At 39.6% G+C, this 19556-nt stretch carries 23 protein-coding genes and 1 pseudogene; 22 read left to right on the top strand and 2 right to left on the bottom strand.

Going from position 1 to position 19556, the window contains the following annotated elements:
• Positions 1 to 93: 93 nt before the first annotated feature.
• The 14 genes from OCV61_RS07940 (at position 94) to OCV61_RS07875 (ending at position 10975) form a co-directional block, all read left to right on the top strand.
• Positions 94 to 543 carry a MarR family winged helix-turn-helix transcriptional regulator gene (locus tag OCV61_RS07940; protein ID WP_158421370.1) on the top strand — a complete coding sequence of 150 codons (450 nt, stop codon included), beginning with the start codon at positions 94 to 96 and terminating at the stop codon, positions 541 to 543.
• Positions 530 to 1210, top strand: a complete 681-nt coding sequence (locus tag OCV61_RS07935) for a hypothetical protein (protein ID WP_158421369.1) — start codon at positions 530 to 532, stop codon at positions 1208 to 1210. The genes OCV61_RS07940 and OCV61_RS07935 overlap by 14 nt, the downstream gene beginning before the upstream one ends.
• Before the next feature lie 30 nt (positions 1211 to 1240).
• Entirely contained in the window at positions 1241 to 1363 is a 123-nt protein-coding gene (locus OCV61_RS07930) for a hypothetical protein (protein WP_262582742.1), read from the top strand.
• Between the two features lie 28 nt (positions 1364 to 1391).
• Positions 1392 to 1898 (top strand): flavodoxin family protein BilS, encoded by a 507-nt coding sequence (gene bilS, locus OCV61_RS07925; protein WP_158421368.1) that lies wholly within the window; start codon positions 1392 to 1394, stop codon positions 1896 to 1898.
• A 222-nt stretch (positions 1899 to 2120) separates the two neighbouring features.
• A complete protein-coding gene (locus OCV61_RS07920; RefSeq protein ID WP_158421367.1) occupies positions 2121 to 2471 on the top strand; it encodes a GntR family transcriptional regulator in 351 nt (116 codons plus the stop codon).
• 114 nt (positions 2472 to 2585) lie between these two features.
• Positions 2586 to 3296: an ABC transporter ATP-binding protein gene (locus OCV61_RS07915; protein ID WP_158421366.1), complete on the top strand. Its 711-nt coding sequence runs from the start codon at positions 2586 to 2588 to the stop codon at positions 3294 to 3296.
• Positions 3290 to 4015 carry a hypothetical protein gene (locus OCV61_RS07910; protein WP_158421365.1) on the top strand — a complete coding sequence of 242 codons (726 nt, stop codon included), beginning with the start codon at positions 3290 to 3292 and terminating at the stop codon, positions 4013 to 4015. The genes OCV61_RS07915 and OCV61_RS07910 overlap by 7 nt, the downstream gene beginning before the upstream one ends.
• Before the next feature lie 197 nt (positions 4016 to 4212).
• Positions 4213 to 6810 carry an SF1B family DNA helicase RecD2 gene (gene recD2, locus OCV61_RS07905; protein WP_158421364.1) on the top strand — a complete coding sequence of 866 codons (2598 nt, stop codon included), beginning with the start codon at positions 4213 to 4215 and terminating at the stop codon, positions 6808 to 6810.
• 171 nt (positions 6811 to 6981) lie between these two features.
• Positions 6982 to 7647, top strand: a complete 666-nt coding sequence (locus OCV61_RS07900; protein ID WP_158421363.1) for a Crp/Fnr family transcriptional regulator — start codon at positions 6982 to 6984, stop codon at positions 7645 to 7647.
• Between the two features lie 156 nt (positions 7648 to 7803).
• On the top strand, positions 7804 to 8076 hold the full coding sequence (locus OCV61_RS07895; RefSeq protein ID WP_158421362.1) for a hypothetical protein: 273 nt from the start codon (positions 7804 to 7806) through the stop codon (positions 8074 to 8076).
• Positions 8077 to 8268: 192 nt separating this feature from the next.
• Positions 8269 to 8763 (top strand): nitroreductase family protein, encoded by a 495-nt coding sequence (locus OCV61_RS07890; RefSeq protein WP_158421361.1) that lies wholly within the window; start codon positions 8269 to 8271, stop codon positions 8761 to 8763.
• 103 nt (positions 8764 to 8866) lie between these two features.
• Positions 8867 to 9406: a histidine phosphatase family protein gene (locus OCV61_RS07885; RefSeq protein WP_158421360.1), complete on the top strand. Its 540-nt coding sequence runs from the start codon at positions 8867 to 8869 to the stop codon at positions 9404 to 9406.
• 202 nt (positions 9407 to 9608) lie between these two features.
• Positions 9609 to 10478 carry an FKBP-type peptidyl-prolyl cis-trans isomerase gene (locus OCV61_RS07880; protein ID WP_158421359.1) on the top strand — a complete coding sequence of 290 codons (870 nt, stop codon included), beginning with the start codon at positions 9609 to 9611 and terminating at the stop codon, positions 10476 to 10478.
• A gap of 152 nt (positions 10479 to 10630) precedes the next feature.
• Entirely contained in the window at positions 10631 to 10975 is a 345-nt protein-coding gene (locus OCV61_RS07875; protein ID WP_158421358.1) for a cupin domain-containing protein, read from the top strand.
• Between the two features lie 82 nt (positions 10976 to 11057).
• Here the strand turns inward: OCV61_RS07875 and OCV61_RS07870 are convergent, their stop codons facing one another.
• On the bottom strand, positions 11058 to 12848 hold the full coding sequence (locus OCV61_RS07870) for a flavin reductase (protein ID WP_158421357.1): 1791 nt from the start codon (positions 12846 to 12848) through the stop codon (positions 11058 to 11060).
• Between the two features lie 187 nt (positions 12849 to 13035).
• On the opposite strand from OCV61_RS07870, the gene OCV61_RS07865 reads away from it, so the two are divergent.
• Positions 13036 to 13677 carry a Crp/Fnr family transcriptional regulator gene (locus OCV61_RS07865; protein ID WP_158421356.1) on the top strand — a complete coding sequence of 214 codons (642 nt, stop codon included), beginning with the start codon at positions 13036 to 13038 and terminating at the stop codon, positions 13675 to 13677.
• A gap of 50 nt (positions 13678 to 13727) precedes the next feature.
• Here the strand turns inward: OCV61_RS07865 and thrH are convergent, their stop codons facing one another.
• Positions 13728 to 14330, bottom strand: a complete 603-nt coding sequence (thrH, locus tag OCV61_RS07860) for a bifunctional phosphoserine phosphatase/homoserine phosphotransferase ThrH (RefSeq protein WP_158421355.1) — start codon at positions 14328 to 14330, stop codon at positions 13728 to 13730.
• Positions 14331 to 14635: 305 nt separating this feature from the next.
• Here thrH and OCV61_RS07855 point away from each other — a divergent pair, with 305 nt between their 5' ends.
• The 7 genes and pseudogenes from OCV61_RS07855 to OCV61_RS07825 form a co-directional block, all read left to right on the top strand.
• Positions 14636 to 16234 (top strand): type I restriction-modification system subunit M, encoded by a 1599-nt coding sequence (locus tag OCV61_RS07855; RefSeq protein WP_158421354.1) that lies wholly within the window; start codon positions 14636 to 14638, stop codon positions 16232 to 16234.
• Between the two features lie 2 nt (positions 16235 to 16236).
• Positions 16237 to 17373 carry a restriction endonuclease subunit S gene (locus OCV61_RS07850; RefSeq protein WP_158421353.1) on the top strand — a complete coding sequence of 379 codons (1137 nt, stop codon included), beginning with the start codon at positions 16237 to 16239 and terminating at the stop codon, positions 17371 to 17373.
• A 91-nt stretch (positions 17374 to 17464) separates the two neighbouring features.
• On the top strand, positions 17465 to 17977 hold the full coding sequence (locus OCV61_RS07845) for a hypothetical protein (RefSeq protein ID WP_330382904.1): 513 nt from the start codon (positions 17465 to 17467) through the stop codon (positions 17975 to 17977).
• A gap of 81 nt (positions 17978 to 18058) precedes the next feature.
• Positions 18059 to 18277, top strand: coding sequence for a DUF3791 domain-containing protein (locus OCV61_RS07840; RefSeq protein WP_158421352.1), 219 nt, complete (start codon positions 18059 to 18061; stop codon positions 18275 to 18277).
• Positions 18274 to 18786, top strand: a complete 513-nt coding sequence (locus tag OCV61_RS07835) for a DUF3990 domain-containing protein (RefSeq protein ID WP_158421351.1) — start codon at positions 18274 to 18276, stop codon at positions 18784 to 18786. Before OCV61_RS07840 ends, OCV61_RS07835 begins: the two co-directional genes overlap by 4 nt.
• Positions 18779 to 19009: a hypothetical protein gene (locus OCV61_RS07830; protein ID WP_158421350.1), complete on the top strand. Its 231-nt coding sequence runs from the start codon at positions 18779 to 18781 to the stop codon at positions 19007 to 19009. Before OCV61_RS07835 ends, OCV61_RS07830 begins: the two co-directional genes overlap by 8 nt.
• Before the next feature lie 75 nt (positions 19010 to 19084).
• Positions 19085 to 19495, top strand: a pseudogene (locus OCV61_RS07825) (restriction endonuclease subunit S); the annotation flags it as partial.
• Positions 19496 to 19556: the final 61 nt, after the last annotated feature.

Below are 19556 nucleotides of genomic sequence, written 5' to 3'. Positions count from 1 at the left end.
CTATGGCTCTTTCTTCTGAGATATTTATTGATGAAACATTAGAAATTCCTTGATTTTCAAGGAAAAAAGACTTGACTATATAGGGAGGGCGAGATGTATTTTTGGGATAAGCATAAAACAATTACAAGCTATTATGAATTGCTTTCCAGCCGGATATGTGACCAGTATGGGTTAACTCAGATGGAATATGATATACTTATGTTCCTGCATAATAATCCGCAGCATAATACTGCAGCAGAAATAGTAAAGATTAGAAAATCAACCAAATCACATGTTTCAACTTCGTTAAAAAAATTGGAAAACAAAGGATTTATTGAAAGAATACAAAGTGAAGACAATAAAAAACATATTGAGATTGTTTTGCTGGATAAGGCAGAATTAATTGTGGAAGCAGGAATAAACGTACAAAAACAGTTTGCACAAAATGTTTTAAGCGGATTGACAGAAGAAGAAACGCATATGTGTATCAAGGTTTTCAATAAGATTTGCAATAATGCAGAGGAGTATTTGAGAAAATATAAGGAGAGAAATGAGAGAGAATAATTACAAACCACAGATGCCCGATGTTATGGAGGCAATATTTGATGCAGCATATCTGATTTTTGATTTGGTTGCAGCAGTGTTGTTTTTTATATTTTCAAAAGGAAACACCTTATTTGTACTTTATGGAGTATTAACATTGACGCTTTGTGGTGGGGATGCATTCCATCTGGTGCCAAGAATTATCAGGGCAGTACAGGGCAGCAGTGATAAAATAAAGAGACAGCTTGGAATTGGATTACAGGTATCATCTATTACAATGACGGTATTTTATATTATTTTAATGTATATATGGAAATTAACATTTCCAGAAATAACATTGCCGGTGGCGATTCAGGCTGTAATCTGGATATCAGCAGTTATCAGAATTGTTATATGTATGTTTCCACAGAATAACTGGTGCACAGATGAAGGAAATATGAAACTGTCTATTATCCGGAATGCAGTTTTTGCGGTTACAGGTATAGGGATAATTATTCTGTATTTAATATCAGGAAATACCAATGGATATCATATGACAAGGATGGCTGCAGCTATTATCATTTCTTTTGGCTGTTATCTTCCAGTAACTTTATTCAGTAAAACAAAACCAAAGGTTGGATTACTAATGATACCAAAAACTTGTGCATATATGTGGATCATCGCAATGGGGCTTCAACTTTTATTTTAACTCCCATTTTGTATTGGAGGTGCTGTTTATATGGAGTATATAGCACATAAAGACGGTGAAAGAGTACAGACAGTAAAAGAACACTTATATGGTACAGCAGAATTGGCAGGATCTTTTGCAGAAAAGTTTGGAAATACAGTTCATATGTTATAACATCATTTTCAGAAGGAGATGATAAGGTTTGAAGAGAGAGAGTTATTCGATAGTATTCAGCAGCTTAACAGGTAATACGAAGAAGCTTGCGGATGTAATTCATGAAACACTGCCTAAGAATGAGTGTGATTATTTTGGCGCGATTGAAGCTCAGGTACCTCAATCAAAGTTGCTGTATGTAGGATTTTGGACAGACAAAGGGAATGCGGATCATAAAACTTTGGAATTGTTATCCAAATTAAAAAATAAAAAGATTTTTCTTTTTGGTACAGCTGGTTTTGGTGGAAGTGATGTATATTTTCAGAAGATTCTGGGACAAATCAGGCAGTCCATTGATTCAAGCAATGTTGTTGTCGGAGAATATATGTGTCAGGGGAAAATGCCACAGTCTGTGAGGGAACGTTATCTGAGGATGAAAGAGAATCCGGAGCATCCGGCGAATCTTGATATGCTGATTGACAATTTTGACCATGCGTTGTCTCATCCTGACATGGATGATCTGCAAGGTCTGCAAACAGCCATTACAAAAGAATGACTTGCTCTTTGAGAGGGGAGAAATCCTTTTCTCAAAGGGCTTTTTTTATGTAATAGGAAATTACTCCATAATGTTCCTATTACACAAAAACGCTCCGCGAGGATGCGACTTGCAAAGATGCCGGTGTAAAAAACAGATATAAAAAACAAATATAAAAAACTTGACAATCACAATGACATAGTGTACTATCTAACTACAACAGCGATACACAAGGAGGATATTATGGAATATAATCCCACATTGCCCATCTATCTTCAGACAGCCAATGCGATCAAGCGGGACATTGTAACAGGCAAACTTCCCCCGGGAGCGAAGCTTCCATCTGTACGTGACCTGGCGGTGGAATATACTATCAACCCTAACACAGTCAGTCGAGTGTATAAAGAACTGGAAAGTGAGGGTGTATGCTTTACCAGACGAGGCATGGGAACCTTTGTTACAGAAGATTCAGCGAAGATAGATATGCTTAAGAAAGAGATGGCAGGCACTTTAATACGGGATTTTCTGGAGGGAATGGAGCAGCTTGGGTATTCCAGGCATGAGGCTATCACCTTTCTGGAAAATGAAAAATGAAACCGGCGCATCTTGCAGTATGAATGTTTGGACGTTTTTGGAGTCAAGTGGATATTCGCAACCCCACAGGGGCTTACTTGACACGGTTAAAATAATGATGAGGAGAATATGAAAATGGTTTTGGAAAGCAGAGAAGCAACAAAAACATATGGAAGAAAAACTGCTGTGGATCATGTATCCTTGGAACTGGAGGCAGGGTTTGTATATGCCATGCTGGGTCCTAACGGAAGTGGGAAAACCACCTGGATGAAGATGGCAGCAGGACTTGTGAAGCCAAATAGTGGTGGGATTCGTTACCAGAATCAGCCTATAGGCATCGAGAGCAAGAAAGAGATCGCCTATATGTCCACAGAACCCTACTTTTACAGCTGGATGACGGTAGCAGATGTGGGAAAATATTATGAGGATTTCTTTGATGATTTTTCTATGGAAAAATATCATCAACTGATTACCAGTATGGAACTTACCGAAGATATGAGAGCCAAAAAGCTTTCTTCCGGTATGATGGCGAAGCTGAAAATAGCAGTGACTATGGCTCGAAAGGCGAAAATTTATCTGTTGGATGAACCATTGAACGGTATTGATCTTCTGGCAAGAGATGAGATTATGAGAACGATTCTGGCGTCCATTGAACCAGATGTGACGATGGTGATTTCCAGCCACCTGATCGATGAACTGGAGCGTGTGGCAGACGCTGTGCTTTTTATGAAGGAGGGCCATCTGATCCGGCAGTGTATGGTAGAAGAATTACGTATCAGCCAGCACAAATCTGTAGCTGATCTGTATCGTGAAATTTATGGACATGGAGGAGAGGCAGTATGTTGAAGTTGATGAAATATGAATTTCGTAAAACCGCATTTTCAAAATTGATTTTATTATGCATTACCATGGTTGTGGAAATTGTATATTTACTGGGCGTTTTTTTGAAGAAAGACAACCTGCTTTTTATAGGGATTATGTTGCTGACCTTATGTGCTACCGCCGGAATCCTGTACATTGGTCTGGAAAGCATAAATGTTTTGCAGCGGGATCTGAACACGAAACAAAGCTATATGTTGTTTCTTACCCCAAGGAGCAGTTATCAGATCCTTGGAGCCAAGATTTTGGAAAATGGAATTTCTATTTTGCTGACAGGAGTATTTTTTGCAGTTCTGGCAGTGATTGATATAGCCGTAGGCAATTATAAAGAACTTTGGGATATGTTGTACAGGTTCCTGGATATGAATATGAATATATCCATTGATCCCTGGATGATCGCTTTTAACTTCTTCTCAGCTTTGGCCGGCTGGATCACATGTATTGTAAGTGCGGATTTAGCTGTGATCTTATCTGCCAGTGTGCTTGCTGGTAAGAAGGCTAGTGGAATCATAGCCTTTATTATTTTCATTATCCTGACCACCATTCTGGGAATGGGTATGGATATGCTTCCGGAACTGAATAGTATAGAACTTACCTTTGCTCTTGATATAGCGGTATCTTTCCTGGCTGCTGCGATTTTTTATCTGATCAGCGGCTGGATTATGGATAAGAAGCTAAGCGTATAGAAAAAGTAAATTCATAAAAAATCAATAAAAGAAATCAGCAAAAGAAATATCAGTACATTCAGTAAAAGTAAAGTAAAAGCAAAATTAGTAAAAGTAATATCAGTTAAGCTCTTTCTGTGATAAAATCAGAATCATGGAAAGGGCTTTTATGTATACTTGAGCTGAGACAGAAATGATGTGTAGAAAAGAGGTATGAGATGGAGCATCTGCGCTGCGTGGTGGAGAGAATTACATATCAGAATGAAAATAACGGCTATACAGTGCTGAAATGTGCAGTGAAGGATTACAGTGATCTGGTCACAGTGGTTGGCGCTATGCCGGATACTCACGTAGGTTCGGTTCTTTCACTGGAAGGTATGTGGAAAGTGGATGCCAGATATGGGAGACAGTTTTCTGTAGAAAAATTTGAAGAAACACTTCCGGCAACGGTTTACGGGATTGAGAAATATCTTGGTTCCGGACTGGTGAAAGGGGTTGGCCCAAAGTTCGCAAAAAAGATCGTTGAAACATTCGGAAAAGAAACTTTAAATGTGATTGAGGACACACCAGAGGAATTGCTGAAAATACCAGGGATTGGGAAAGTGCGTGTAGACAGGATCACAACAAGCTGGCAGGAACAGAAAGAGATTAAGAACATTATGCTGTTTCTTCAAAGCCATGAAGTGAGCACTTCCCATGCCACAAAGATTTTTAAAACCTACGGAAGTGAAAGCATCGCCATTGTAAAAGAAAATCCATATCGCCTGGCTGACGATATCTGGGGGATCGGGTTTAAAACAGCAGATTCCATTGCACAGAAGATGGGTATTGATAAGGGGAAATTTGTCCGTCTGCGCAGCGGTATTTTTTACACTCTTAATAAGCTGGCAGAGGCAGGGCATTGCTATGCGACAAGAGAGCAGCTGATCAGCAAAGCAGGAGAACTTCTGGAGGTAGAAGAACCGGAGCTGGAGATCACTTTGGATGAAATGCTGCGTACCAACGATGTGATCCGGGACCAGGCCGAGGAACAGGAAGCTATCTATTTGCCGCCTTATTATTTTGCTGAAAGCGGATGTGCCAGAAGACTGATCCGTCTGATGAAGGCTGATGCCGCAAAGCGAGAAGATCCGGAACGGATTTTATCCAAGGTGGCGGATGCATCAAAAATCACCTATGATGAGACCCAATGGCTGGCAGTTAAAACGGCGATTTCTTCTAAAGTAATGGTGCTGACAGGAGGGCCAGGCACAGGCAAGACCACTACAACACTGGGGATCATTTCAGCATATCAACAGGCTGGCTGTAAGATCATTCTGGCTGCACCTACAGGACGAGCTGCAAAAAGAATGAGCGAGGCTGCCGGCATGGAGGCAAAGACCATTCACAGGCTGTTAGAATATAAACCGCCGGAAGGGTATCAGAAGAATGAGGAGCACCCTCTTGAGGGAGATGTGCTGATCCTGGATGAGTGCTCCATGATCGACATTATGCTGATGTACAATCTTTTAAAAGCATTGCCGGAACAGATGTCATTGATCCTGATTGGAGATACAGATCAGCTGCCCAGTGTTGGTGCTGGAAATGTACTTCGGGATATTATAGCTTCCCAAAGGGTTCCTGTGGTGCGTCTTACACAGATTTTCAGGCAGGCACAGGGGAGCCGGATCATTATGAATGCTCATCGGATCAACCGGGGGGAGTCGATTGATATGCGTGGCGGGAAGGAGTCAGATTTTTTCTTTGCTTCAAAGACAACCAATCAGGAAGTTGTGGATACCATTGTCCAGTATTGCAAAATGAATCTGCCTAGGTATTACCATGTAGATCCATTTACAGATATTCAGGTGCTGACACCTATGCAGCGGGGAGAATGCGGGGCGGTTCATTTAAACCAGGTGCTGCAGGAGGCTATGAATCCATCCAGGATCTTTTTGCGGCGAGGTGGGACACAATATCGGCTTAAGGATAAGGTGATGCAGATTCGTAACGATTACGATAAAGAAGTATTTAACGGGGATATTGGCACCATTACCAAGGTGGATATGGAAGAGCGGGAACTGACGGTTCTTTTTGACGATCGTGAAGTGGTTTATGATGTGACAGAACTGGAGGAGCTTTCCCTTGCCTATGCAGTAACCATTCACAAGGCACAGGGAAGTGAGTATCCTATTGTGGTTATGCCGTTTACTATGAGCCATTTTGTGATGCTGCAAAGAAATCTCCTTTATACAGGTGTGACCAGGGCAAAAAAGATCCTGGTGCTGGTGGGGGAGAAAAAAGCTGTATATTATGCTATCAAAAATGAAACCACTGCAGGGCGGAATACATGTCTGGCCAGGCGGCTGCAGGAAAACAGCAGGGAATCCAAAGAAGCACAGTTTGCAGATAAAACTTCCAAAGAAAAAATGATCGTTTATAAAGGTGGTATTCAACCTTCCATGATATGTGAGACACCAACGGTCTATGAAGGGGATTTGTGGAAACGCCTTTCTCAATCCAAATTCAGAAGCAGTTTTTCCTTAAAGGCGAACGACAGGAATTATGTGTCAGAAAAAGGGATGGCTAAGGTACGGGAACATGCAATTGATTTTATAAGTAAAAGACTGGCACCTGCCAATCTGCCAAATGATGGCAGGCAGACCCCTATGCGAGGTCATCCGGTGTTTGTTGCTCAGCATGCAACGGCTACCTGCTGCAGAGGATGTCTGGAAAAATGGCATCGTATTCCAAAAGGAAGAGAACTGACGTGGGAGGAGCAGGAGTATGTGGTGGATGTGATCATGGAATGGATCAGCAGGGAAATGAAAAAATAAAAATTGCAGTTTATTAGTCTATAATGTATAATAAAGATGACTGCTCACTGAGGGGAGAATCATTGTAAAAGTGAGCAGTCATCTTTATAAGATATATAAAGCGATATAATATATTATATAATGTTTTATATATCTCAAAATTGTGAGGAGGGTACCGAAAGAAAAGGGTTTATGACAGGAAACAAAAGTATGGTAAACGGGAAACCAAAAATAAATCAGGATGCGATGGAAGGACTGAATGAAACACAGGAACTTAAAATCTTTTACCAGAGGATCATGGGGATCCGGGAAGAGACAGCAGTGCAGGAGCTGGCAGAGCATTCAGAATTATTAAAACTGAAAGCAAAAACAATACTGTTAAAAGAGAATGACAAGGTGGATAGGATCCATTTTCTGTATAAGGCAGGCGGAATCGTGAAAGCTTACTATGATACCCGCAAAGGGAAAAAACAGATCCATTGCTTTGCATACCTTCCAGGTGAGCCGTTGGTAGGAATCATGAATATAGACAAAAATATGACTTCTTTTGTGACCACTGAACTGGTAACAGACTGTGAGATTGTGAGCGCTTCAGCCGATGATATCTATCGGCTGTCAAGAGAAAGTGTAGACGTAGCATTGGCCTGTACACGGATGCAGGGGATTTCCTCCATAAGAGAATTTGAATATGAAAAGATGATACTTTCCTATAATCCATTGGAAAGATATGAATATTTTGTTGAAACATATCCGGAAATTGTGGATAAAGTAAGCAAAAAAGAAATAGCATCCTATCTGAATATGACTCCCGAAAGTTTGAGCAGAGTATTGAAGAAATATAAGGAATTGCACGGGTGATACGATGAAATAACAATTGGGGAAGAGGATGCTCGACTTGAATTTTGTTATTTGGTATGATTTGTATTATTCATAATGCATGAAAAGCTCTTCTGTGATAAAATGAGATCACAGAAAGGGCTTTTTTAGATGTGAGCGGTCAAACGGAGGTGGCTGATGTATAAGTCAAGAAATGATGAGTTATATCATGTTTTGAAAGAAAAAGGTTATCCTGAGGACTTTTGCAGGGAAATTGCATATAAACAGATGAATACCGATTATACGGCAACGAGAATGCTAGGCTATTTGTATCGGATTACAAATCCCCGTCCTGAAGATGTTGTGGATGAAATGCTGGCGATCTTAAGTGACCGCAATGCGATCATTCAGAAAAAAGAACTGGAACATGCACAGGCTACAATTAATCAGGTATATCGGAATGGCCTGTAGATTTTTTTATATGGAAGATAATGGAAATGGTTAGAAATATTATGAGGAATCTATATATTCAACAGCGAAGGAGGTATTAGGGATAAATTTGCGGGTATTTTATCAGAAGTAGTCAGTATTTTACCCTATGCACAAAGTGTAAAAGCTGATGTGGAAATTCACGAGATAAAAAAGTAAAGGAGTAAAAGGAATATGAACAGTATTTTTCACAGAGTAAGTATCAGAAAATATCAGGATAAAGAAATAGAGCAGGAAAAGATTGAGAAGCTGTTAAGGGCGGCTATGGCGGCACCATCTGCACATAATCAGCAACCATGGGAGTATTATGTTGTCAGCAATAAGAACATTATTGAGCAACTGTCACAGGCTTCCCCTTATACAAAATGTGCAAAAGATGCACCAGTGGTATTTGTTCCATGTTATCGGTCAGAGGGGGCTGCACCGGAGTATTTTCATATTGATATGAGTGCTTCTGTGGAAAACCTGCTGTTAGAAGCAGATGAGCTTGGACTTGGGGCTGTATGGATGGGAATTGCACCAGGCACAGACCGGATGGATACTGTAAGAAAAATCCTGAATCTTCCGGAAAATCTGAATGCCTTTGCGATTGTGCCCTGTGGCTATCCGGCAGAAGAAAGAAAACAGCAGGATCGTTACGAGGAAAGCAGGGTTCACTATATCCGATAAATCCAACTGCTGTGCGAAAAGGTTTTTTCTATGATCTGTGGCGTATCAGCGGGAAAAAGATTTCTATACAGAAAATAAAAGAACAGGATGACAAAAGAAGAAAATGGGTTGTGTATATTTTGTAAGGCATGGACAGACTGTGTGGAATGTAGAAAATAAAATATGCGGTGCTACAGATATAGCGCTTACAGAACTGGGACATCAGCAGGCGATAGAAACAGGGGAAATGCTTCTGGAGCAGGGCATCCAGGCAGATGAGATCCTGTATTCGCCTTTGATCCGTGCAGCAGAGACTGCCCGGCATATCTCAGAGATCACCGGCATTCCAGGAAGGATGGAGCCAAGGCTGAAGGAACAGAATTATGGCAAATGGGAATCAACGGCCCGTGATGGTCTGGCATTTAGAAAAGCCAAGGAAGATTTCTGCTGCAGATATGAAGGCGGAGAGTCAATGCTCCAGCTGGCACAGAGGATTTACAATCTTTTGGATGAGATTAAAGAAGAAGCTGACAGGAAGACATATATCTTGGTTGCACACAATGGGATTGCACGAGTGGTAAACTCCTATTTTTATGAGATGACCAATCAGGAATATGCAGCATTTGGAGTGAAAAATTGTGCTGTTGTCAGATACGATTTCTGATATGGTTATGGCAGGCGCTGCAGAATAGGGGCAGGGCAGGAGAGAACCAGATACATAGGTGGGAACCAGATACATGGGCAGGAACCGGATACATAGGTGGGAACCAGATACATGGGCAGAAGGCGGATACGTTTTCCTTGCTTTCCATAGGCAGAAGGTCTATACTAAACAGATAACTATGCATTGAAATGGGAGGTTTCAAATGAAAATTGCAGTAACTTATGACAATGGAAACATTTTTCAGCATTTTGGAAAAACGGAGTATTTTAAGGTATACGAGACAGAGGATCAGAAAGTAGTATCCAGTGAAGTGATCAGTTCCAATGGGAAAGGACATGGGGCACTTGCAGTGCTTCTTGAAGAACAGGGCGTGAATGTACTGATCTGTGGCGGCCTTGGAGGTGGAGCACAGACTGCTCTTGCAGAAGCAGGGATCGAAGTTTGCTCAGGTGCCAGCGGAGATGCTGACCAGGCAGTAGAAAGCTATCTGAAGGGAGAACTGGCATCTGCAGGTGTCAACTGTGACCATCATCACGGGGAAGGCCATTCTTGTGGAGATCATGAAGAAGGTCATTCCTGTGGAGGCCATGAAGAAGGCCATTCCTGCGGTGGATGCAGCAGCTGTGGCTCACAGCCTACGATTACAGGTAAAAATGTGGGAAAAACCTGCAGAACGCATTACAGAGGAACCTTTAATGATGGTACACAGTTTGATTCTTCTTATGACCGGGGAGAACCTTTGGAATTTACATGTGGAGCGGGCCAGATGATCAAAGGCTTTGATGCAGCAGTGGCTGACATGGAAGTTGGAGAGATCGTAGATGTACACCTGATGCCGGAAGAAGCTTACGGTATGCCTAATCCTGATGCTGTTTTTACAGTTGAGATCGCACAGCTTCCAGGTTCAGAGGATCTGACCGTAGGCCAGCAGGTATATCTGTCTAATCAGTACGGTCAGCCATTTCCTGTAAAAGTAACAGCAAAGGACGAGACAAATATTACTTTGGATGCCAATCATGAAATGGCAGGCAAAGAATTGAACTTCAGGATCGAATTAGTAGAAGTAAAATAATTTTCGGAATTAAATTAGTAGAAGTAGAATGATTTTCAGAATCGAATTAGCAGAAGCAAAATAATGAGGTATTTTGCATCGTAACTATGAGGGTGATGAACGGTTATGATCATTCTTGGTGATATACTACAAAAATTCAGGAGGATTAAATCATGGTATACAAGAAGGAAAATATGACCACTTCGGTGCGGAGCAATTTAAAAGGCGGCGAAGGAGATATTTCTTTTATTAATTTTGCAGACTGTACTGACTTTAAGAACTGTCGTCTGCTGTCTCAGATGACGATTCCGGTAGGAGGAAGCATTGGAGAGCATACCCATATTAATGAATCTGAGTATTACATTATAACTGAAGGAACCGGTATGGCAGTAGATAATGGAGTTGAGAAAGCAGTGGAAAAAGGTGATCTGGTGGTAACAGCCCATGGAGAATCCCACAAGCTTGTAAATACCGGAGATATTCCCATGAAGGTAATTGCGATTATCATTACATATTAATCATGTTCATTATGAAAAGTCCCATCCGTCAGGCTATGGAGCCATCCGGATGGGACTTTTCTGATAGAGTAGAGAAGAAATATCAGCCAATCGGCTCGAAATCAATTGCACCATGCTTGCAAAGCGGACAGATGAAGTCTTCCGGAAGCTCATCTCCTTCGTAGATGTAGCCGCAAACTTTACAAACAAAGCCTTTTTTGCCCTCTGTCTCAGGCTGAGGTTTTACATGTTTCTGATAATAAGTATAAGTCATAGTATCCTGATCACTCATAACACGGGCTTCAGTTACCTGACAGATGAACATTCCGTGAGTGCCAAGATCCACGTATTGCTCTACTTTCAAGGACATAAAAGCATTAATATATTTATCCAGGAAAACAAGACCATTGTCTGAGCGACAGATTTTCTGTCCTGCAAATTTGTCCACGCTTCGCCCTGTCTGGAATCCAAACTGCTGGAAAACAGAGAATGGTGCATCCACAGACAGGCAGTTTACATTCATGACGCCGGTCTGTTTGATAATATGGTGGGAATAATTTTCTTTATTAATATTTACAGCCACACGGTTGGGGGTATCTGTAAGCTGTGTGACAGTATTGACGATCAGGCCGTTATCCTTTTTACCGTCATTGGATGTAACTACATACAGACCGTAGCCGATACGGAATAAAGCAGTCAGGTCATTTTTGTTGGCAAGCTGGTCATTCTGGGCAATATATTCCTTGCAAAGCTCAGCTGCCATAGCTTCCAGCTGATCCATATTTTCCTGATTTACTGCAGACAGGATCTTTACTGTAGTATCCAGCCAGTTGATCTTTTTGCATCCGGAAAGAAGCTCTTTCATCACCTTTGCTGCCAGAGGAGCCCAAGAACCATTCTCGATCAGACCAACAGTACGGTTCTGGAAATTATGCTCAGCCAGGCGGGTAAGATAGTCATGCATAAATGGATAAACACTGGCATTATAGGTGGTAGTTGCAAGAACCAGTTTGCTGTAGCGAAAAGCGTCAGACAGAGCCAGAGACATGTCGTCTCTTGCAAGATCATAAACCACAACCTTGGGACAGCCTTTGCTTTTCAGTTTGTCTGTCAGGATTTCAACTGCCTTTTTGGTATGACCATAAACAGAAGTGTAAGCGATCACAATTCCTTCTTCTTCAGGGGTATAGGAGGACCATTTGTCATAAAGACTGATATAATGACCAAGATCCTGGGAAAGAACCGGGCCGTGAAGAGGACAGATCACCTGTATATCCAAAGTTGCGGCAACCTTCAGAAGAGACTGAACCTGCGGGCCATATTTGCCTACGATCCCAATAAAATATCTTCTTGCTTCATCATCCCAGTCCTCATCCACATCCAGGGCGCCGAATTTGCCAAAGCCATCTGCCGAGAATAGAACCTTGTCTGTGCTGTCATAAGTTACCATTACTTCCGGCCAGTGAACCATAGGAGCAAAAACAAAAGTAAGATTATGAGAACCAAGGCAAAGAGTGCCTCCGTTTTTCACTTCCAGCTTCTGACCGTCCAGATCCAGGTCAAAGAAGTTCTTGATCATGGTGAAAGTTTTCGCATTTGCAACTACGGTAGTATCTGGATAAACTTTCAGAAAATTTGCTACATTTGCAGCGTGGTCCGGTTCCATATGCTGGACGATCAGGTAATCAGGCTTCCGGTTGTTCAGTACTTGCTGAAGATGATCCAGCCATTCATGGGTGAAATTAGCATCTACAGTATCCATAACTGCAATTTTGTCGTCAAGGATCACATAGGAATTATATGCCATTCCATTAGGAACAGCATACTGTCCTTCAAAAAGATCTACCTGATGATCATTTACGCCAACATATTTAATGCTATCTGTGATTTTCATGCTTTTGCCCTCACTTTTATTTCTTGATTTATATTTATGTGCCTTAAAAATTTTATGAGTTTCTGTTTTTTATGTTTCCTGATGATGAAAGTATACCCTGAAACAGGAAAAAAAGCTGTTGCAAATGCAACAAAATCTATATTTTTTTATAAAAAAGAATGATATACTGTAACCAGGGAGGAATATCATGGAACATATTACACTTTTTACAAAAATTTCACCAGAGGAGCAGGAGTTGATGCGGGTTTGCTTCTGTGCAAGGGAAACAACCTATCAGAATAATGAAACCATCATGGAATATTCTTCTGTTATGAAAAAGATTGGGCTGATGATGGAGGGACAGGCGCTTTTGTACTGTTGCGACGCAGATGGGAATGAATATATTATAGATGAATTGAAGAAGGACAGTGTTTTTGGGGAACCTTTTCTATTATCCGGGGATTCACAGCATTATTATGTGCGCGCCCAAAAAATGGCACGGGTAATGTTTATTGATTATGAACATGTGATCAAGCGATGCGAAAAAGCCTGCTGGCATCACAGCCAGATGGTCAGCAATCTGCTTCAGATGACTGCCCTGCATGCCGGGCAGCAGACAAACCGGATTTATATGCTTTCCAGATCGACTACACAGAAGAAGCTTCTTGCTTATCTGAACTGCATAGCCGCTGAAAAGCATAAAAAAGATATTACAATATCAATGTCCTATACAACTCTGGCCCAGTATCTGGGAGTGGACAGAAGTGCTATGATGCGTGAGCTGAAAAGCCTGGAGGATCAGAAGATCCTGCACAGGGAAGGGCGCATCATCCATCTGCTGACAGAATAAGCGCTCCTGTTCCTTGGCACAGAGCATTAAAAGGACGTATTTATATATTTTTACTGGATTACTTTTTTGATGGCATCATAAAGCTCATCATAAGTCTCAAAAGCAGGAATGTCCGGGTATTCAGCCTTAATAGCATCTGTGCTCTTAAACAGGAAGCCTGCTTTGCTGGCCTGGATCATGCCCAGATCATTATGGCTGTCTCCGCTGGCAATAGTGTCATAGCCGATAGACTGAAGGGCTTTTACAGTAGTATATTTTGATTTTTCGCAGCGCATTTTAAAATCAAGGATCTCACCATCAGGGGCAACTACCAGAGAGTTGCAGAAAATGGTAGGATATCCCAGCTTTTTCATTAAAGGTCCTGCAAACTGGGAAAAAGTATCACTGATAATGATCACCTGGGTCAGTTCTCTTAACTTGTCCAGAAATTCTTTTGCTCCGGGAAGCGGATCGATCTTTGCGATGGTTTCCTGGATCTCTTTCAGGCCAAGGCCATGCTCTTTCAGAATCCCAATACGATATTTCATAAGCTTATCATAATCCGGCTCATCTCTGGTGGTGCGCTCTAATTCAGGAATGCCGGTCTCTTTGGCAAATGCGATCCAGATTTCCGGTACTAATACACCTTCCAGATCTAAACATACGATTTCCATTTTTCCTCCGTTCTGAAGGGGCTGTAGTGTGTCAGTCCCATCCTTGTAAGTATTTTATTAAAACATCCTTATTATAGCGAAAAAAGACAGAATCCGCTATATAAAATTGTAGTTGGTTCATTTTAGGTCCGAAGTGGTTCTGAAAAAAATATGAAGAATAACTAGATGAATTATGATAGAATAAAAACAGTTAAAAGGAAAAATCCTGTAATTTTGGGAAACGACCTAAAAGTGCACATGTTCAGTAGAAATATGCTATACTTGTTTTAGATTAATTTTTATGAACGTATGATGGAGGAGAGAAAATGGCTGAGGTGGAGAATGGCAAGGATTTAATTAGTGTATTATGGAGTGGAGCAGATATACTTCGTTCCAAGATGGATGCAAATGAGTATAAGAATTATCTTTTGGGCATTGTATTTTATAAATATTTATCGGATTCATTTCTTATCAAAGTATATGATCTGATTTGCGATGCCCGTCCACAAACATTAAAGGAAGCATTGGATGCTTATGTAGAAGAATTAAAAGGAGAAGATGCAGAAGAACTGAAAAAAGAAATGCAAGATCAGTACCATTACGTGATTGAACCTGAACTTACATATACTTATTTTGCCGATGCAGCCAGAAACAATTCGTTTAATCGTGAACAGCTTCAGAAGGCATTTAATAATATTGAGCAGAGTGATCAGATATTTGCAGATTTGTTCGCTGATATTGATTTGTATTCCAACCGCCTGGGAACAGGAGATCAAAAACAAAGTGATACGGTTGCCAGCCTGATTAAGGAAATTGATAAGGCAGATTTGCTTAATTCAGATGCAGAAATATTAGGAAATGCTTATGAATTTCTGATTGGACAATTCGCCTCTGAAACAGGAAAAAAAGCCGGAGAATTTTATACACCGCAGGCAGTATCAAAAATATTAACTAAAATTGCCATTGCGGGACAGGAAGATAAAACCGGATTGTCTGTATATGATCCTTGTATGGGATCCGGTTCACTGCTTTTGAATGCAAAGAAGTATTCATCCGCACCTGGATACATTAAATATTACGGGCAGGAAATGAATACATCCACATATAATCTGGCAAGGATGAACATGTTTTTACATGGGGTTGATCCGAATAACCAGCATTTGAATAATGGAGATACTCTTGATGGAGATTGGCCTACAGATGAGGAAACTGATTTCAATATGGTTCTTATGAATCCTCCATATTCAGCAAATTGGAGTGCAACAGCTGGCTTTTTACAGGATGAAAGATTCAGTGATTACGGTGTATTGGCACCAAAATCAAAAGCAGATTATGCATTTTTGCTTCATGGATTGTATCATTTGAAAAGTAATGGGACAATGGCGATTGTTCTGCCCCATGGAGTCCTTTTTCGTGGTGCGGCAGAAGGCAAAATCAGAGAAAAACTGCTTCGTTCCGGAAATATATATGCCGTGATCGGATTGCCTGCAAATCTGTTTTATAATACATCAATTCCTACCTGTATCATTGTGCTGAAAAAACACAGAGACGGCAGGGATGTATTGTTTATAGATGCTTCTAAGAAATTTAATAAAGGCAAGAAGCAAAATGAAATGACCGATGAGCATATTAATGCTGTGATTGATTTATATAGTCAAAGAAAAACAGTAGAAAAAGAGGCTTATCTTGCCAGCTTTGAGGATATTGAAAAGAATGATTTTAACCTTAATATTCCCCGGTATGTTGATAATTTTGAAAAAGAAGAAGAGGTTGATTTATCCGCACTCTTATCAGATATGAAAAAGACTGATGATGAACTGGAACAGGTGCAGGGAGAGTTTGTGTCACTTCTTAAAGAATTGACGTCAACCGATGAAACAACAATGTCGCTGTTGAATGATTTGATCGAGAAGATGGGGGTATAATTATGGGAAAACCTAAGATCAGATTTAAAGGTTATACCGATGAGTGGGAACAGCGTAAGTTGGGTGAAGTAGCACAATGCCTAGATTCCGAACGAATTCCAATAAACGCTGAAGAAAGAGAAAAAATTCCTGGAGAAATTCCATATTATGGAGCTGGTAATATACAAGGGTATATAAATAAGTTTTTATTTGATGAGGAACTCGTTTTATTATTGGAAGATGGAGATGCATTTGATGATTTTAGAACAAAGGAAATTGCCCAGTATATATGTGGAAAAACGTGGGTAAATAATCATGCACATGTGTTGCGTCCGTTGGGAAGTGCATATTTTTTATATAGCATTTTAGCACATAAAGATATACGAAATTGGGTTCAGTTAGCAGGTTCAAGCAGGAAAAAACTTGTTCAAAAATCCATGCTTAATATAGAATTAATTATGCCAAAACTCAAAGAACAGCAGAAAATAGGCAACTATTTTAGAAATCTCGACCACCTCATCACTCTTCACCAGCGAAAGTATGAGAAAACTCAGAAATTAAAAAAATACATGTTGCAAAAAATGTTTCCTCAAAATGGGAGAAAAGTTCCGGAAATACGATTTTCTGGCTTTACTGAAGAGTGGGAACAGCGTAAGTTAGATGATGTAGTTGAATTTCTTGATACAATGCGAAAACCTTTAGAAGGTGCAAAACGCATTCCTGGTCCTTATCCATATTATGGAGCCTCTGGAATTGTTGATTATGTAGATGGATATTTGTTCGATGAAGAGTTGATATTGTTAAGTGAAGATGGTGCCAATATTACCGACAGAAATTATCCGGTATGCTTTCTAGCAAGCGGAAAATACTGGGTAAATAACCATGCTCATGTTCTTCGTACAAAGCAAGAAAATGAAAATAATTTTATTTGCAATTCATTAGAACGAAAAGACTATACACAATACAATACAGGAATGGCAATGCCAAAACTTAATAAGGAAACATGTAAAAAAATCCCTATTTCATGCCCTAGATTTGAAGAACAGAAAAAAATTGGAGACTATTTCAGAAGCCTCGACCACTTCATCACTCTTCACCAGCAGAAGTGCGATGAATTACGAAATGTTAAGAAATTTATGCTGCAAAACATGTTTATATAGAAAACTATGATTATCATATTGAGATTGAGACAAGAATAAATAATCCTAATGAGAGAGGCGTTTTTGGCAGCAAAACAGGAGGACTTACGATATGCTTAAACGAAAGCCTATAGTTAGGCATGTTAAAGACATAGAAAGAGTGAGGCGATCAATGGCAATAGTTTCGTGGAATGAGGATGATTTGTTTTATTTATGTTCGATGATTGAGTTTGTAGCAAGAAAAACATGTAATAAAAGAAAAGATATTGTGGCAAAAATGTCAGATAAAGCGTTAGAACATCAATGGAAAGTAGCAGGAGTAAATCACTGTCTTTCATTTGAACAGGTATGTGATGAATGGATTGAGGAATATGGAATAGAAGAAGGTGAATTTGATAATGTTGCAGCTTGCAGATATAGCGTTCCAACTGTAACTTCCATAGGACGTGTATACCAAACATTAATTTTGGATGTTATGGGATTATACGAAAATGTAATTGAAGCAATAAAAAAAGTTTTTGGCTCGTTTATTAGTGATGAGATATCTAATTTTAATTCAAATGTGTATTATAGCAATCCGGATTATATAAAATGCTCATATGAAGCAGGAATGCTATTAGACTAAAAATTTATCATTATTATGTTACCAATATGTACTTACAGTGTTTTATGATTACAGAAGTTCAGCATAATGAGGAGATTTTGAATGAGTGAGCAGAAAAGGAAAATTGGATTTACAGTTGCATGTGTAAATGAATTTGCCAATAAGCATGATTTGAGTATTCAAGAGGCATTTCAATACCTTTTCCAATTTAAAGGTATAGCTTTTATTAAGGAAAACTATGATGTGGAGCATACTTTGGATTTTGAAACAATATTAGAAGATTTAGGGATTTTATGTAGGAAAAACGGAGGTACATTATGAGATTGTACCATGGGAGTAATATAGCGATTGATAATATAAATCTGGCAATGTGTAGACCATATAAGGATTTTGGACAGGGATTTTATTTGACAGATATTGAAGAACAAGCAAAAAAAATGGCGGCAAGAGTAGCCAGAATTTATGGAAAAACGCCGATTATAAATGTTTATGAGATAGATGATGATTTTAAAGCTTTAGATAATCTCAGGATCAAAGATTTCGGTATACAGACAACAGAAGAATGGGCAAGGTTTGTAATGAATAACAGAAGCAGGGACTTCATAGATGTAAAAGATATTTTGTGTAACAAAGATAATAAGTATGATATTGTTATAGGCCCTGTTGCAGACGATAATATGGCATTATTGTTTCGGCAATATGAAAATGAAATTATTGATTTTGAAACACTGTTAAAGGGAATGATTTATAAAAGAACTTCTTCTCAGTATTCTTTTCATACGGAAAGAAGTGTGGCATTTTTGCGAAAGGTGGCGAGTAAAGTTGTCTAAAAAGGATCAGTTGGTGGAATATGCTGTACAGGATATTGTTGACATGATTAGCATCGATCAAAATATAGAATATGATGAGGCTATGAATAAATTTTATAATTCTGAAGTCTTTGTAAAGCTTCTGGATAAGGAAACGGGATTGTATTTGGAAAGCCCTGAATACGTGTACGATTTATTTAAAGATGAAATGAATTTTGGACACATTATCCAGGCGGAAATTTAATAAAATAATGCGATTACTGATTTTCAGTGAGAGTGTTTGAATTAGTAGTTTTGAGGCTCAAACGATTGGGAACAGCGTAAGTTCTCGGATGTGGTAGACATTGGAAGCGGAATGGACTACAAACATCTTGAAGAAGGCGATATTCCAGTATATGGAACAGGTGGATACATGCTCAGTGTAAATAAAGCGCTTTCAGATGATAAGGATGCCGTTGGCATTGGACGAAAGGGTACAATAGATAAGCCATACATTTTAAAAGCACCATTTTGGACCGTAGATACGCTATTTTATTGTATTCCGAAGGAAAACTACGACTTGGATTTTACAAGCTGTATTTTTCAAAATGTTGATTGGAAGAAAAAGGATGAATCCACAGGTGTACCAAGCCTTTCTAAAGTAATAATAAATAATGTTGAAACAGCAACACCAACATTTGATGAACAGAAGAAAATTGGAAATTATTTTAGAAGTTTCGACCGCCTTATCACTCTTCACCAGTGTAAGTTATATTTTTTTCATGGAAAAAGAAAATTCTCTTGGGAACAGC

It is taken from the genome of Blautia ammoniilytica (assembly GCF_025566965.1).
GTDB classification, from domain to species: Bacteria; Bacillota; Clostridia; order Lachnospirales; family Lachnospiraceae; genus Blautia_A; species Blautia_A ammoniilytica.
The sequence above is the reverse complement of the archived record's forward strand: the minus strand, read 5'-3'. Positions and strand labels throughout refer to the sequence as shown.

Bases quoted from the DNA above. Each gene is read 5' to 3' on its own strand.
- OCV61_RS07940 (WP_158421370.1), top strand. From the start codon at position 94: ATGTATTTTTGGGATAAGCATAAAACAATTACAAGCTATTATGAATTG.
- OCV61_RS07935 (WP_158421369.1), top strand. From the start codon at position 530: ATGAGAGAGAATAATTACAAACCACAGATGCCCGATGTTATGGAGGCA.
- OCV61_RS07930 (WP_262582742.1), top strand. From the start codon at position 1,241: ATGGAGTATATAGCACATAAAGACGGTGAAAGAGTACAGACAGTAAAA.
- OCV61_RS07920 (WP_158421367.1), top strand. From the start codon at position 2,121: ATGGAATATAATCCCACATTGCCCATCTATCTTCAGACAGCCAATGCG.
- OCV61_RS07915 (WP_158421366.1), top strand. From the start codon at position 2,586: ATGGTTTTGGAAAGCAGAGAAGCAACAAAAACATATGGAAGAAAAACT.
- OCV61_RS07910 (WP_158421365.1), top strand. From the start codon at position 3,290: ATGTTGAAGTTGATGAAATATGAATTTCGTAAAACCGCATTTTCAAAA.
- recD2 (WP_158421364.1), top strand. From the start codon at position 4,213: ATGGAGCATCTGCGCTGCGTGGTGGAGAGAATTACATATCAGAATGAA.
- OCV61_RS07900 (WP_158421363.1), top strand. From the start codon at position 6,982: ATGACAGGAAACAAAAGTATGGTAAACGGGAAACCAAAAATAAATCAG.
- OCV61_RS07895 (WP_158421362.1), top strand. From the start codon at position 7,804: ATGTATAAGTCAAGAAATGATGAGTTATATCATGTTTTGAAAGAAAAA.
- OCV61_RS07890 (WP_158421361.1), top strand. From the start codon at position 8,269: ATGAACAGTATTTTTCACAGAGTAAGTATCAGAAAATATCAGGATAAA.
- OCV61_RS07885 (WP_158421360.1), top strand. From the start codon at position 8,867: ATGGGTTGTGTATATTTTGTAAGGCATGGACAGACTGTGTGGAATGTA.
- OCV61_RS07880 (WP_158421359.1), top strand. From the start codon at position 9,609: ATGAAAATTGCAGTAACTTATGACAATGGAAACATTTTTCAGCATTTT.
- OCV61_RS07875 (WP_158421358.1), top strand. From the start codon at position 10,631: ATGGTATACAAGAAGGAAAATATGACCACTTCGGTGCGGAGCAATTTA.
- OCV61_RS07870 (WP_158421357.1), bottom strand. From the start codon at position 12,848: ATGAAAATCACAGATAGCATTAAATATGTTGGCGTAAATGATCATCAG.
- OCV61_RS07865 (WP_158421356.1), top strand. From the start codon at position 13,036: ATGGAACATATTACACTTTTTACAAAAATTTCACCAGAGGAGCAGGAG.
- thrH (WP_158421355.1), bottom strand. From the start codon at position 14,330: ATGGAAATCGTATGTTTAGATCTGGAAGGTGTATTAGTACCGGAAATC.
- OCV61_RS07855 (WP_158421354.1), top strand. From the start codon at position 14,636: ATGGCTGAGGTGGAGAATGGCAAGGATTTAATTAGTGTATTATGGAGT.
- OCV61_RS07850 (WP_158421353.1), top strand. From the start codon at position 16,237: ATGGGAAAACCTAAGATCAGATTTAAAGGTTATACCGATGAGTGGGAA.
- OCV61_RS07845 (WP_330382904.1), top strand. From the start codon at position 17,465: ATGCTTAAACGAAAGCCTATAGTTAGGCATGTTAAAGACATAGAAAGA.
- OCV61_RS07840 (WP_158421352.1), top strand. From the start codon at position 18,059: ATGAGTGAGCAGAAAAGGAAAATTGGATTTACAGTTGCATGTGTAAAT.
- OCV61_RS07835 (WP_158421351.1), top strand. From the start codon at position 18,274: ATGAGATTGTACCATGGGAGTAATATAGCGATTGATAATATAAATCTG.